Source organism: Kitasatospora paranensis, from assembly GCF_039544005.1.
Lineage (GTDB): Bacteria > Actinomycetota > Actinomycetes > Streptomycetales > Streptomycetaceae > Kitasatospora > Kitasatospora paranensis.
In genome coordinates, this window is the sequence record NZ_BAABKV010000001.1 from 3334965 (window position 1) to 3346732 (window position 11768).

Below are 11768 nucleotides of genomic sequence, written 5' to 3' on the forward strand. Positions count from 1 at the left end.
GGCGGGCGGTGCCGAGTCAGTGGGCGTCGGCGGTGCCGGGACAGATCGCGCTGGCGAGCCGGCACAGGTCGACGTGCAGGCGCGCCACGAGGCGGGTGCCCGGGGCCTGGATGCTCACATCGACGGAACGCATGGACTCATCGTATAGATTCCCGCCCCCGCCCTGGCATCCACGTCTCGGTATGCGGATGTTTCCGTTTCCGCTGGTGAGACGCGGCCGGTCGCGGCGGGCCCTGGGGCGCCCCCGGGGGCCGGCCGCGACCGGGGGCGGTCAGGCCGCGTACTCCTCCACGACCTGGACGTCTTCCTCCGTGATCACACCGTCCACGATGCGGTACGAGCGGAACTCGTACGGGTCGTCCGCGCCGTTGCCCTCGGCGGTGGACACCAGGACGTAGTGGGCCTCGGGCTCGGAGGCGTAGCTGACGTCGGTGCGCGAGGGGTAGGCCTCGGTGGCGGTGTGCGAGTGGTAGACGACCACCGGGACCTCGTCGCGGTCGTCCATCTCGCGGTAGAGCTTCAGCAGGTCGCCGGAGTCGAACTCGTAGAAGGTGGGTGAGCGGGCCGCGTTGAGCATCGGGATGAACCGCTCGGGCCGGCCGCTGCCCTCAGGGCCGGCGACCACTCCGCAGGCCTCGTCCGGGTGGTCGGCGCGGGCGTGGGCGACGATCCGGTCGCGCAGTTCTCGGGTGATGGTCAGCATGCGGTCAGGATAGCCAGCCGATGGGCACGTCCCGGCGCCGGGACGGCCGCCCGTCTCAGCCCGCGGACTCCGCGTGGGACTGCTCCCCGGCGCGGTCGCGGACGGCCTCCGGGCGGACCCGCCCGAGCACCAGATAGCCGCCGGCCAGCAGCGCGACCCAGGCCGGGAAGACGTAGAGCGAGATCCGGGCGTCCCGGTCGCAGCCGATCAGCACCAGGACGAGGGCGAGGAAGGCGAGGGCGAGCACGGCGGGCCAGCGGCCGCCGGGCGCCTTGAAGGTCGGCGCGGGCAGGCGCCCGGCGCGCCACGCGCGGCGGTAGCGGAGCTGGCTGAGCAGGATGACCGCCCAGGTCCACAGGCCGCAGACGGTGGCGACCGAGGTGATGTACTCGAACGCCTTGCCCGGGGCGAGGTAGTTGAGGACGACGCCCAGCCCCATCAGCAGGCAGGAGGCGGTGATCGCGACGGCCGGGGTGCGGCGGGTGTTGAGCGCGGCCATCCGGCCGGGGGCCTGGCCGCGCAGGGCGAGGTCGCGCAGCATCCGGCCGGTGGAGTACATGCCGGAGTTGCAGGAGGAGAGCGCCGCGGTCAGCACGACGGCGTTGATGACGGACGCGCCCGCCGGGATGCCCATCTTCTCGAAGGCGGCGACGAACGGGCTGGTGCCGGGCTGGAACTCCGTCCACGGCACCAGCGAGAGGATAATGACGAGGGCGCCGATGTAGAAGAGCGCGATCCGCCAGGGCAGGGTGTTGATGGCCCGGGGCAGGGTGCGGGCCGGGTCGCGGCTCTCGCCGGCGGTGACGCCGACGAGTTCGACGCCGAGGTACGCGAACATGACGATCTGAAGGGTCATCACGGTCGAGCCGAGGCCGTGCGGGAAGAAGCCGCCGTCCTGCCACAGGTGGGTGACCGAGGCGGTGTCCCCGGCATCGCTGAAGCCCAGGGTCAGGACGCCGATGCCGATCAGGATCATCCCGAGGATGGCGGTGACCTTGACCATGGAGAACCAGAACTCGATCTCGCCGAAGAGCTTCACCGAGATCAGGTTGGCCGCGTACAGCACCACCAGGAAGGCCAGCGCGCTGGCCCACTGCGGGATGCCGGGCTGCCAGAAGCGCACGTAGACCGCGGCCGCGGTGGTCTCGGCCATTCCGGTGACGACCCAGAACAGCCAGTACGTCCAGCCGGTGGCGAAGCCGGCGAACGGGCCGAGGAACTCCCGGGCGTACTCGGCGAAGCTGCCGGAGACCGGGCGGTAGGTGAGGAGTTCGCCGAGCGCGCGCATGATGACGAAGATCACCACGCCGGCCACGGCGTAACTGAGGATCAGACTCGGTCCGGCCTTGGAGATCGCGGTGCCCGCGCCGAGGAACAGGCCGGTGCCGATCGCGCCGCCGATGGCGATCATCTGGATCTGGCGGCCGCCCAGCCCGCGGGCGTAGCCACCCTCGTCGGGTTCGGCGGCGGTGACCACCGCGTCGTACGCCTGATCGGCCATGGGCCACCGTCCTCGGGTCGTGGGGAGGTGGGAATTCGTACCACGAGGTGTCCGTACAGCGGTGTGCATCTGAGCACTGGTTGAGCATGTTGCAACCCGTTCGGCGGGGTATGCCCGAAATGACACCGCCTGCCGTCCAGCATGCGGACGGCAGGCGGTGCTCACGGAGGGGTCAGCCGGCCACGGCCTCCAGCAGCGACTCCTGCATGCCGCCGAGCCAGAGGTAGGCCATCACCAGCGGCTTGCGCGGGTCGGTGTCGGGCAGCGCGTACAGCCCCTGCTCGTCCTCGTCGGTGACCTCGAGCCGGGCACCCAGCGTCAGGCGCAGGTCGTTGAGGGCGCCGAGCCACCGCAGGCAGTCCGGGGCGGACAGCTCCAGCACCCCGCCCTCCCCGCCGAGGCCGTCCAGGGAGCGGACGACGACGAGTGCGTCGTCGCGCTTGCGGGCCCGCAGGTCGAGCTCGGTGTAGCGGCGGAACTCGCCCGCCCGGGCCCGGGTCTCGGTGTCGACCGGCTCACCGGGCTCCCCGTACGCGTCGGGGAAGAGCCGGGCCAGCGCCGGATCGGCGGGCGCCTCGGTGGGACCTTCGGCGAACAGTGCGGCCAGCGGGTCGTCGTTCTCCCCGCCCGGCCCGGGGCCGATCAGCTCCAGCATCTGCACCTCCAGGGAGCGCAGGATGGAAGCCTCCACCTCGTCGAGCGCGATCGCCGCGCCCCCTTCGCCGGCGCTCTCGAACAACCCAGCCATGAGTTCTGAATCAGCCCGTCTACGTGTCGTCGTCTGCGTGTCGGTCGGTGCAGGTGGATGAGGGGGAGGTCAGTCGTGCTGGAGGGTGGCCCAGAGCCCGTAGCCGTGCATGGCCTGGACGTCGCGCTCCATCTCCTCGCGAGTGCCGCTGGAGACCACCGCCCGGCCCTTGGTGTGCACTTCCATCATCAGCTCCCTGGCCTTGTCCTTCGGGTAGCCGAAGTAGGCCTGGAAGACGAACTGGACGTAGCTCATCAGGTTCACCGGGTCGTTGTGGACGATGGTCACCCACGGTGTGTCCGGCTCCACCACCGGCAGGCTCTCGACCTCCGGGCGCTCGATCTCGACCGGCGCGACACTCACGACTGGCTCTCTCCTCTACGGCAGACCGGGGCGAAGGAGCGTCCTCCCCTCCCTCATGCTTCCATCCGGGGGACGCGCGGGCGAATCCGGGTCAACTTCGGACCCGAGAAATCGTCAATGTGACGCTAAGGGGTAGTAGCATCATCTCCATGGACGCCATCACCGCGCACCGCTCCACTGCGCTGCTCACCGATCGCTACGAGCTCACCATGCTGCAGGCCGCCCTGCGCAGCGGCGCCGCGCACCGCCGCTCGGTCTTCGAGGTGTTCACCCGCCGCCTGCCCGACGGCCGGCGCTACGGCGTGGTCGCGGGCACCGGCCGGGTGCTCGACGCGGTGGCCGACTTCCGGTTCACCACCCCCAGCTGGACTGGCTGGCCGACCGGAACGTGGTCGACGACGCGACCCTGCGCCACCTGGCCGACTACCGCTTCACCGGCGACATCCACGGCTACCCGGAGGGCGAGGTCTACTTCCCCGGCTCGCCGCTGCTCACCGTCGAGGGCACCTTCGCCGAGGCGGTGATCCTGGAGACGGTGATCCTGTCGATCCTCAACCACGACTCGGCGATCGCCGCCGCCGCCTCCCGGATGACCGCCGCGGCCGGCGACCGCCCGGTGATCGAGATGGGCGCCCGGCGCGCCCACGAGGGCGCCGCGGTCGCGGCGGCACGCGCCGCCTACATCGCGGGATTCAGCGCCACCTCCGACCTGGAGGCGGGCTTCGCCTTCGGGATCCCGACCACCGGCACCGCCGCCCACGCCTTCACCCTGCTGCACGACACCGAGCGGGACGCCTTCACCGCCCAGATCGACTCCATGGGCCGCGGCACCACCCTGCTGGTGGACACCTACGACCTCGCCGAGGCCGTGCGCACCGCCGTCGAGGTCGCCGGGCCGACCCTGGGCGCCGTCCGGATCGACTCGGGCGACCTCACGCTGCTCGCCCACCGGGTGCGTCGCCAGCTGGACGACCTCGGCGCCCACAAGACGAAGATCATCGTGACCTCGGACCTCGACGAGTACGCCATCGCCGCCCTGGCGGCCGCACCCGTGGACGGGTACGGCGTCGGCACCAGCCTGGTGACCGGCAGCGGGCACCCGACCTGCGCCATGGTCTACAAGCTGGTCGCCCGCGAGTCGGTGCCGGGCGGTCCGCTCGTCCCGGTCGCCAAGCGCTCGGCCGGCGGCAAGAGCAGTGTCGGCGGCCGCAAGTGGGCGGCCCGGCGGCCCGACGCGGACGGCATCGCCGAGGCGGAGGTGGTCGGCACCGGCCCCGTCCCCGCGGAGCTGGAGCGGCACCTGCTGCACGTGCCGCTCGTCCGGGCCGGCGAGATCGTGGGGCGCGAGTCGCTGGACGCGGCGCGCGAGCGCCACCTGCGCGCCCGCGCCTCGCTGCCGCTCTCGGCCACCCAGCTCTCCAAGGGCGAGCCGGTCATCGTCACCGAGACCGCCCGCCCCGCCGCGGACTGACGCCCACCGGCCCTTCCGCCGGTGCGCGGCACTGCCTACAGTCGTCAGTCGACACCCCGCACCGCCCGATCCCGCGTCGCGCATCCCGGCCGCGGACCCTCGATCGGTCCCCCATCGGTTCCCAGAAGTGAGAGAAGCCAGCCATGCACCGGGCCCTGATCGTCGTCGACGTGCAGAACGACTTCTGCGAGGGCGGCAGCCTGCCCGTCGGCGGCGGCGCCGAAGTGGCCGCCGCGATCACCGATCTGATCGCCGACGCCGGCCCCGGCTACACCCACATCGTCGCCACCCGCGACCACCACGTGGACCCGGGCTCGCACTTCGCCGCCGAGCCGGACTACCACCGGTCCTGGCCGGTGCACTGCGTGGCCGGCACGGAGGGCGTCGGCTTCCACCCCAACTTCGCGCCGTCGGTCACCTCCGGAGCGATCGAGGCGGTCTTCGACAAGGGCGCCTACGCGGCCGCCTACAGCGGCTTCGAAGGCGTCAACGAGAACGGCGAGACGCTGGCCGGCTGGCTGCGCCGGCGCGAGGTGACCGAGGTGGACGTGGTCGGCATCGCCACCGACCACTGTGTCCGGGCGACCGCCCTGGACGCCGCCCGCGAGGGCTTCGCCACCCGCGTCCTGCTCGACCTGACGGCCGGCGTGGCGGCCGCCAGCACCGAGGCCGCCCTCCTCGAACTCGACTCGGCCGGCGTGCAGTTGACCGGGAGCCCGGTACTCCGCGGCTGACCGGCCACCGGCCCGGACGGGCGGCATCCGACGCCGGTCCGGGGCGGCACCGGCCCGGACGGGACGGGGGTGCGGGTGGTGCGGCCCGGTGGGCGGCCCGTGCCGGGCCTCCGCGCCCCGGATCAGCGCTCGGTGACCACCAGCTCGACCATGTCCGTGCCGCCCGCCCGGAAGGCCTCCCGCAGCTCGCCGCCGACCGCGTCCGGCTCCTCGGCCACCCGGTCCCCGGAGACGTACACCACGCGCACCCCCAGGTATTCCATCCGGTGCTGCTCCCCGCGCACCCACGCCTCCTCGCCCTCGCTGACACAGCGCAGGTCGGAGTCGACCGCCACCGCCACCCCGACGGCGGGCCAGTACAGGTCCGGCACGGCCACGTACGTGCCGCCGCGCATCCGCAGCTCGGGGCCGGCCAGCGGGACGGGCAGCAGCCACTCGTCGACCAGGTCGCCGATCCGGCCGAGGACCGACTCCCTTTCGGCGGCGAGCAGTTCGTCGACGGCGGCACGGACCCTGGCCTCACCGAGCAGCCCGGAGTCGCCGAGCTCGCCGACCAGCTCGCGCAGCGTGCAGCCGTCCTCGGCGCGGGTGACCGCCTCCCGGAACATCGCCCGCAGCAACGCCGGGCGGATCGCCCCCGACTCGAACGCGCGGGTGTCCGTCCACTCCCGGACGGCGTCGGCGACGGCGCGCGCCACCGGCGCGCAGGCCAGCCCGTGCACCGAGCGCGCCACCACGGTGCGCCGGGTCCGGCGGATCCGGACGTCACCGGCGTCCCGCAGCCGCCGCTGCCGGGGCACCAGCACCTCGACGCCGACCACCGCCGGCAGCCGCGGCACCGAGGCGAAACCGTAGAGGGCGAGCGCGGCGGCGCCGGTGATCACCGCACCGTCGCGGACGGCCCCGTCGGGGTGGCCGCCGTCGCGGGCGCCCCCGTCACGGACCGCCTGCGCCCGGTCGTCCTGGGCCGCGTAGAGAAGCGCCGCCCACATCCGCTGCTCCGGCGTGGGCTCGCCGTCCTGCAACAGGAACACCTTCGGCAGCAACCGCTGCCAGGGGCCGCCGCGGCGGCAGTGCTCGGTGACAATCCGGGCTGGCACCCCGCGCGCCCGCAGCTGGCCGGCGGTGACGACGTTCTGCTGACGCCTCGCCAACTCTTCCAGGGACGAGGACTGGGAAGGGATCCGGTAGGTCATGCCGACACCTTCCCCACCGACCCCGGCACCGCACGCCCGACCTGACGACCTGTTACGCAACCGTCGCCAAAACGGGACTGCTCCGCACTAAAGTCCCCATACCCTCACCCATTCGACGTATAGGACGTTCACTCGGATGCCGGATTAGATCGGACTTGGGTCATGACGATCCGCTTTTCATCGAATCGGTACATCGGGTCCCGGCTCCGCCCCCAGCTCCATGATCAGCGGATTCTGACCGAGAGTGACCAAGGCCATACGGTGAAGCACCACCCCCGGCCACCCCCGTCCCCCCGGATTGCCTACCATCGGCTCATGCCACGTGACGAGATCTCCGGCCTGCGCGCCGCACAGCTGCGCCTCGGCCGCCTGCCCGGCTATGTCCGGCGGCCCGACCTCGCCCGTCGCAACAGCGACGACGGCCACACCTACAAGAAGGGCTGGGAGGTCCGCTTCACCGCGCGCACGGAAGCCGAGATAGCAGAGATCCGCGACCTGGTCGTCGCGGCCGGGTTCGCCCCGGCCCGCCCGTTCTTCAAGGGCCACCAGCTCATCCAGCCGGTTTACGGCATCGCCGCCGTCCAGGCCTACCTCGCGGCCCGCGAAGCCGTCGAGGAGGTCGGCCACAGCGGCCGGGCGGCGCCGATCCCCGAGCAGTCCCGCCGGGAGGCCGCCGCACCCGTCGCCGCGGCTGCGGCCGCGGCCGCAGCCGCCGGTGCGGCGGCCGCCGCCGTTGCCGGGGTCGGCAGCAGACCCGGACACCGGCCCGCCGACGGCTGACGCCCCGACCCCGGGGCGGACAGCCGGCAGCGCCCCGATCTGCGGACCGCGCAGCAGGCACCGCGGACTCCGAGCGGCACCCGGGCGGGCAGGCCCGGGCGCCGCGGGGCAGCACGCGAACTCCTGGCCGCAGGGCGGCCGCGAACGGGGATCCCGCCCGCCTGCCCCCTACTTGCCTGCCTGGCAGGGACACTCAGGGGTGACGGACGGAGGACGGCGGCCGCCACCACCCGGACGTGGCCCTCCGGCCGGATCGGGGAGCTCCCGGGGTTGCGACCGGCTCGCCACGCGCCCCGGGGTGGTACATCGCCCCCGCCCCCACCACCGTCGTTCCACCCTCCCTGACCAGGTGCGATAGCCTCTCTGCTGCATCGGCCCGGCCCCACGTGCTGAGCGATCGTCAAATCTCGTCCGATTAAGGACCGTTCCGCGCATCTCAGCAGACTTGTCACCCAAAGCAGCCGCGCGAGGGCCTAGAGTGAGCACTGGGCGCTCCTTCCGTCGCAACCAGATCGAGAGGCCGATGTGACCGATCGTCATGTCCCATCCGCGGCACCGGCCCACCCTGCCGTGGACGACGACACCGACGACGGACTCGCGGCCATGCCACTGGAGTTCACCGCCTTCTGCGAGCTCCACCGGCCCCGCTACCTGAGCTACGCGCGGGTCTGGATCCAGGATCCGGTCAGGGCCCGACGGGTGGTCGACCGGGCCCTGCGGGACCTCGCGGACGTCTGGCCCGAAGTGCTGGGCAGCCCCAACCCGACCGCGATCGCCTGGCAGATCCTCCGCGGCACCGTCGCCGCCTGCGACCGGCCGCACGCCGAGCCCGCGGTCGTCCACCGTCCGGCGCCCGCCGACGAGGATCTCGCCATCCTGCACTACGTGGTCGGCCTGGCCGCACCGGAGATCGCCGACACGGTCGGGGCGGAGCGGGCCAGTGTGGCCGGCCAACTCCGGCACGCACTGCAGCGGATGCCGCAGGAGTGGTGACCCGCCGCACCCCGCGCCTCCGGTGATCGGGATCACCCGCCCGGCTGCTGCCGGGCGACCGTCGGCAGGCGAATGATGATCTCCAGTCGACCGGACGGAGAACCCGCGTGTCCATCGAGCACACCGCCGCCATGTTCGGTCTGCAGGCCACCGCCTGCGCCGAACTCGGCTCCCCACTGTACGCCGCCCTGCTGCGCCGGGCCGCCCAGGACGTCCGCGACGGCGGGCCGTGCGCGGCCGCCGTCGCCGGGCACGAGGACGCCCCCGGCCCGCAGGCCGTCGCGCTGCGCCTGCTCGGCGGGGTCCACGCCCTCGTCCTGACCGGCCGGGCACCGGCCCTCGCCGCCCACTACCCCGGCGCCGGCGGCACGTTCGACCCGGACCGGCCCGACGCCGCCTGGCCCGCCTTCCGGGCCGCCGTCGCCGACAACCTCCCCTGGGTCCGGGACTGGCTCACCCGCCCACCGCAGACCAACGAGGTCGGCCGGGCCAACCTCCTGATCGCAGGCCTCCTGCACACCCTCGGCGAACGACGGCTGCCCGTAAGGCTCTTCGAGCTCGGATCGAGCGCCGGACTGAACCTGCTCGCGGACCGCTTCCACTGCGGCTCCGCCGGATACGTCTACGGCCCCGAGGACTCCCCGGTACGGCTCACCGACGCCTGGCGCAGCCCGGCCCCGGACTGGCTGCCGGCCCACGCCGCGCCAATGGAGTTCACCGAACGGCGCGGCTGCGACCTCAGCCCGATCGACCCGCGCTCGGCCGACGGCTCGCTCGCGCTGCGCGCCTACGTCTGGCCCGACCAACCCGCCCGCACCGCACGGCTGGACGGCGCACTGCGGCTCGCGGCCGGCCTCCCGACCCGGGTGGACACCGTCGGCGCGGCCGACTTCCTGCAGTCCGTGGAGGTCGCGCCGGGGGCGCTGACCGTGGTGTGGCACTCGGTGATGCGCCAGTACGTGCCGACCCCCGAGTGGGACAGGGTGGAGGCCGAACTGGCCCGGCTCGCCGCCGCCGCGACTCCCGAGGCGCCCTTCCTCCATCTCGCCTTCGAGCCGCGGCGGGTCGCCGGGCAGCACCGCTTCATGCTCGCGGCGCGGGACGGCGCCGGCCCCGTCCGGCTGCTCGCCGAGGCCTTCCCGCACGGACTTCCGGCCTGGGCGGCGGACCCGGCCCGGGCGGCCGGGCCGGAGGGCACCGACGGACCGTAGAACGCACCGACGGGCCCGGGGTCCTGGGCGCTCGGCCCAGGACCCGGACCTTGGGTGATTCCGTCCCGCCGGACTCAGATCCGGACGCCGGTGACGTCGTACAGGTGGTGGACCGGGTCGTGGATCAGGTACTGGGCAAAGGTCTCGACCGTGAACCTGGCGCCGTCACTGCGGTTCCCGGTGCGCTGCCAGCCGACGCCCTCGACCTGCTCGAAGGCGGACGCCAACTGCTCTGCGGCGGCATCCAGTTCGGCGGCCACCAGGGCCGGGTCCTGCTCCGCGTAGCGCTCCGCGAGCGCCGTCGCGTCCTGATCCCAGTTGGCGAAGTCCGGGCCGTCCTCGGTGAGCATCAGCGCCAGCCGGATGTCGAACAGCCGGAAGACGTCCCGGACATGGCAGCCGTACTCCAGGACGGACCACACGTCCGGCTTCGGACGGCGGGCCAGCTCCTCGGGGTCACCCCCAGAATCGCGACCCACGACGCGGCGTTGGCACGCACCATGCCGGCGACGTCCTCGCGGACCACCGCCGGGGTGTCGAGGCCGCAGTCGTCGCAGGACCGTTCGAGGACCCAGGTCCAGTCCTTGGTGTCAGGAGTGATCATGCGCCCAGGATGCCCGCAGCCGGCCCGCGGACACCAGGGGCGCAAAGGCCGACCGTCGCCGAGATCCTGCCAATCGGCGGCTCCGGGAGCGGGCGCTCACCCGCCAGGGGTCCGCGCCCAATTGCGTGGCGCCCCCACCACCGGGCGGCGCAGAATCCACCCCATGACCAGTCCCACCCCCGACACCTGGACCGTGACTCCGACCCCGGTCGACCACCCGGACGCGGACGCTCTGCTGCGCGCCTACCTGGACGAGCTGATCAGCCGCTACTACGGACGGCCCGCCGAACCGGCCGAGGTCACCCACGTACTCGGTGACGGCGACGACCTGCGCGGCAGCCGCGGCTTCCTGCTCGTCGCCCGCGACGGACAGCTCCCGGTCGGCTGCGTCGGCGTCCGCCTGCCGGCGCCGGGCACCGCCGAACTCACCCGGGTGTACGTCGCCGGTCCCGCCCGCCGAGGCGGGGCGGGCCGCCGGCTGGTCACCGCCGCCGAGGACGCCGCCCGCGCCACCGGCGCCCGCCGGATGCTGCTCAACACCCGCAAGGACCTCACCGAGGCCATCGCGCTCTACACGCGGCTCGGCTACCGGCCCACCGCTCCCTACGGCGACGACCCCTACGCCGAACTCTGGCTGGCCAAGGATCTCGCCCCGGCCTGAGCGCCCCCGGCGCGCACCGGCCGGGCTCCGCTCACCGGCGCAGCGCCGCCCGCAGCCGCAGCGCGACGGCGTCCGCCTCGGCCGCCCCGACCTCCTCGCCACCCGCGACGCCGAGCAGCCCGAACACCTTCGGCCCCCGCAGGTGTTCGGGCAACTCGGGCAGACGCGGCACGATGTGGAAGTGCACATGCGCGAAGCCCTCCCGCTCCGCGAACTGCGCCACGTACGTCTTCGCGCACCCCGTCACCTCGGCGAGCGCCCGCGACAGCCGCACCTGCCAGCCGCCCAGGCCCGCCGCCTCCTCCTCCGTGAGGTCGGCGATCGATGTGACATGGCGGCGCGGCACCAGCACGAGCCAACCCGGCAGGGCGGACCCGAACGCGTGCGCCGCCCGCCAGTGCTCGTCGCCGTCGATCAGCTCACGGGGCGGCAGCACCGCCGACTCGGCCGTCCGGACGCACGTCCAACAGTCATCCATACGCGCGAGCCTACGGCCGTGACCTCTCAGCCGTTGCTGTTGTTCTTCACGGTGCAGACCGCGTCGATCGACGTCGGGGTGAGCCCGGTGGGCATCGCCCAGGCCAGCAGCTGCGCGCAGATCGCGGCCTCCTCCGGCGTCTTCGGCCCGTCCGCGAAGGCGGGCGCCGGACAGGAGAACGCGCTCGCGGCAGCGGCGAGCAGGACGACGGACGCGAACTTCTTCAGCATGGCGAAGGGCCCTTCAGGTCGGGGACGGACGAGCCATCCCTACCCGAAGGGCCCCGGCGGGCGGCGCATACTGCGCCGTCCGTGAGCGTGTCAGC

14 protein-coding genes and 1 pseudogene are annotated in these 11768 nt (G+C 73.3%); 6 read left to right on the forward strand and 9 right to left on the reverse strand.

Annotation, left to right across the window (positions count from 1 at the left end; all coding sequences use genetic code 11):
• Positions 1-16 precede the first annotated feature (16 nt).
• The 5 genes from ABEB13_RS16130 to clpS form a co-directional block, all read right to left on the reverse strand.
• Positions 17-133, reverse strand: coding sequence for a putative leader peptide (locus tag ABEB13_RS16130; protein ID WP_345706071.1), 117 nt, complete (start codon positions 131-133; stop codon positions 17-19).
• 138 nt (positions 134-271) lie between these two features.
• Positions 272-703: a M67 family metallopeptidase gene (locus ABEB13_RS16135; RefSeq protein ID WP_345706072.1), complete on the reverse strand. Its 432-nt coding sequence runs from the start codon at positions 701-703 to the stop codon at positions 272-274.
• 55 nt (positions 704-758) lie between these two features.
• The gene (locus tag ABEB13_RS16140; protein ID WP_345706073.1) at positions 759-2204 is read right to left on the reverse strand and encodes an amino acid permease; all 1446 of its coding nucleotides are present in this window, start codon (positions 2202-2204) and stop codon (positions 759-761) included.
• A gap of 172 nt (positions 2205-2376) precedes the next feature.
• A complete protein-coding gene (locus ABEB13_RS16145) occupies positions 2377-2952 on the reverse strand; it encodes a DUF2017 domain-containing protein (protein WP_345706074.1) in 576 nt (191 codons plus the stop codon).
• A 69-nt stretch (positions 2953-3021) separates the two neighbouring features.
• Positions 3022-3315: an ATP-dependent Clp protease adapter ClpS gene (clpS, locus tag ABEB13_RS16150; protein ID WP_100890014.1), complete on the reverse strand. Its 294-nt coding sequence runs from the start codon at positions 3313-3315 to the stop codon at positions 3022-3024.
• A gap of 149 nt (positions 3316-3464) precedes the next feature.
• On the opposite strand from clpS, the pseudogene ABEB13_RS16155 reads away from it, so the two are divergent.
• Both ABEB13_RS16155 and ABEB13_RS16160 read left to right on the forward strand, forming a co-directional pair.
• A pseudogene (locus tag ABEB13_RS16155) lies at positions 3465-4786 on the forward strand (nicotinate phosphoribosyltransferase).
• 143 nt (positions 4787-4929) lie between these two features.
• Positions 4930-5520 (forward strand): isochorismatase family protein, encoded by a 591-nt coding sequence (locus tag ABEB13_RS16160; RefSeq protein WP_345706075.1) that lies wholly within the window; start codon positions 4930-4932, stop codon positions 5518-5520.
• A gap of 122 nt (positions 5521-5642) precedes the next feature.
• Here ABEB13_RS16160 and ABEB13_RS16165 read toward each other — a convergent pair whose 3' ends face one another.
• Entirely contained in the window at positions 5643-6716 is a 1074-nt protein-coding gene (locus tag ABEB13_RS16165; protein WP_345706076.1) for a hypothetical protein, read from the reverse strand.
• A gap of 315 nt (positions 6717-7031) precedes the next feature.
• Between ABEB13_RS16165 and ABEB13_RS16170 the strand changes: the two genes are divergently transcribed.
• The 3 genes from ABEB13_RS16170 to ABEB13_RS16180 all read left to right on the forward strand — a co-directional run bounded on the left by ABEB13_RS16170 (position 7032) and on the right by ABEB13_RS16180 (position 9700).
• Complete coding sequence (locus tag ABEB13_RS16170) at positions 7032-7496, forward strand: hypothetical protein (protein ID WP_345706077.1); 465 nt, start codon at positions 7032-7034, stop codon at positions 7494-7496.
• A 570-nt stretch (positions 7497-8066) separates the two neighbouring features.
• Complete coding sequence (locus ABEB13_RS16175) at positions 8067-8489, forward strand: hypothetical protein (protein ID WP_345706078.1); 423 nt, start codon at positions 8067-8069, stop codon at positions 8487-8489.
• Positions 8490-8596: 107 nt separating this feature from the next.
• A complete protein-coding gene (locus ABEB13_RS16180) occupies positions 8597-9700 on the forward strand; it encodes a DUF2332 domain-containing protein (protein WP_345706079.1) in 1104 nt (367 codons plus the stop codon).
• 74 nt (positions 9701-9774) lie between these two features.
• On the opposite strand, the gene ABEB13_RS16185 is transcribed toward ABEB13_RS16180, so the two are convergent.
• On the reverse strand, positions 9775-10179 hold the full coding sequence (locus tag ABEB13_RS16185) for a DinB family protein (protein ID WP_345706080.1): 405 nt from the start codon (positions 10177-10179) through the stop codon (positions 9775-9777).
• A 288-nt stretch (positions 10180-10467) separates the two neighbouring features.
• Here ABEB13_RS16185 and ABEB13_RS16190 point away from each other — a divergent pair, with 288 nt between their 5' ends.
• Positions 10468-10965: a GNAT family N-acetyltransferase gene (locus tag ABEB13_RS16190; protein WP_345706081.1), complete on the forward strand. Its 498-nt coding sequence runs from the start codon at positions 10468-10470 to the stop codon at positions 10963-10965.
• A gap of 31 nt (positions 10966-10996) precedes the next feature.
• On the opposite strand, the gene ABEB13_RS16195 is transcribed toward ABEB13_RS16190, so the two are convergent.
• Entirely contained in the window at positions 10997-11443 is a 447-nt protein-coding gene (locus tag ABEB13_RS16195) for an HIT family protein (RefSeq protein WP_345706082.1), read from the reverse strand.
• A 26-nt stretch (positions 11444-11469) separates the two neighbouring features.
• Positions 11470-11673 (reverse strand): hypothetical protein, encoded by a 204-nt coding sequence (locus tag ABEB13_RS16200; protein ID WP_100890004.1) that lies wholly within the window; start codon positions 11671-11673, stop codon positions 11470-11472.
• Positions 11674-11768 lie beyond the last annotated feature (95 nt).

Excerpts from the sequence above, each read along its gene's own strand:
- ABEB13_RS16190 (WP_345706081.1), top strand. The coding sequence starts at position 10,468 with ATGACCAGTCCCACCCCCGACACCTGGACCGTGACTCCGACCCCGGTC.
- ABEB13_RS16135 (WP_345706072.1), bottom strand. The coding sequence starts at position 703 with ATGCTGACCATCACCCGAGAACTGCGCGACCGGATCGTCGCCCACGCC.
- ABEB13_RS16145 (WP_345706074.1), bottom strand. The coding sequence starts at position 2,952 with ATGGCTGGGTTGTTCGAGAGCGCCGGCGAAGGGGGCGCGGCGATCGCG.
- ABEB13_RS16200 (WP_100890004.1), bottom strand. The coding sequence starts at position 11,673 with ATGCTGAAGAAGTTCGCGTCCGTCGTCCTGCTCGCCGCTGCCGCGAGC.
- ABEB13_RS16170 (WP_345706077.1), top strand. The coding sequence starts at position 7,032 with ATGCCACGTGACGAGATCTCCGGCCTGCGCGCCGCACAGCTGCGCCTC.
- ABEB13_RS16160 (WP_345706075.1), top strand. The coding sequence starts at position 4,930 with ATGCACCGGGCCCTGATCGTCGTCGACGTGCAGAACGACTTCTGCGAG.
- ABEB13_RS16140 (WP_345706073.1), bottom strand. The coding sequence starts at position 2,204 with ATGGCCGATCAGGCGTACGACGCGGTGGTCACCGCCGCCGAACCCGAC.
- ABEB13_RS16195 (WP_345706082.1), bottom strand. The coding sequence starts at position 11,443 with ATGGATGACTGTTGGACGTGCGTCCGGACGGCCGAGTCGGCGGTGCTG.
- ABEB13_RS16130 (WP_345706071.1), bottom strand. The coding sequence starts at position 133 with ATGCGTTCCGTCGATGTGAGCATCCAGGCCCCGGGCACCCGCCTCGTG.
- ABEB13_RS16165 (WP_345706076.1), bottom strand. The coding sequence starts at position 6,716 with ATGACCTACCGGATCCCTTCCCAGTCCTCGTCCCTGGAAGAGTTGGCG.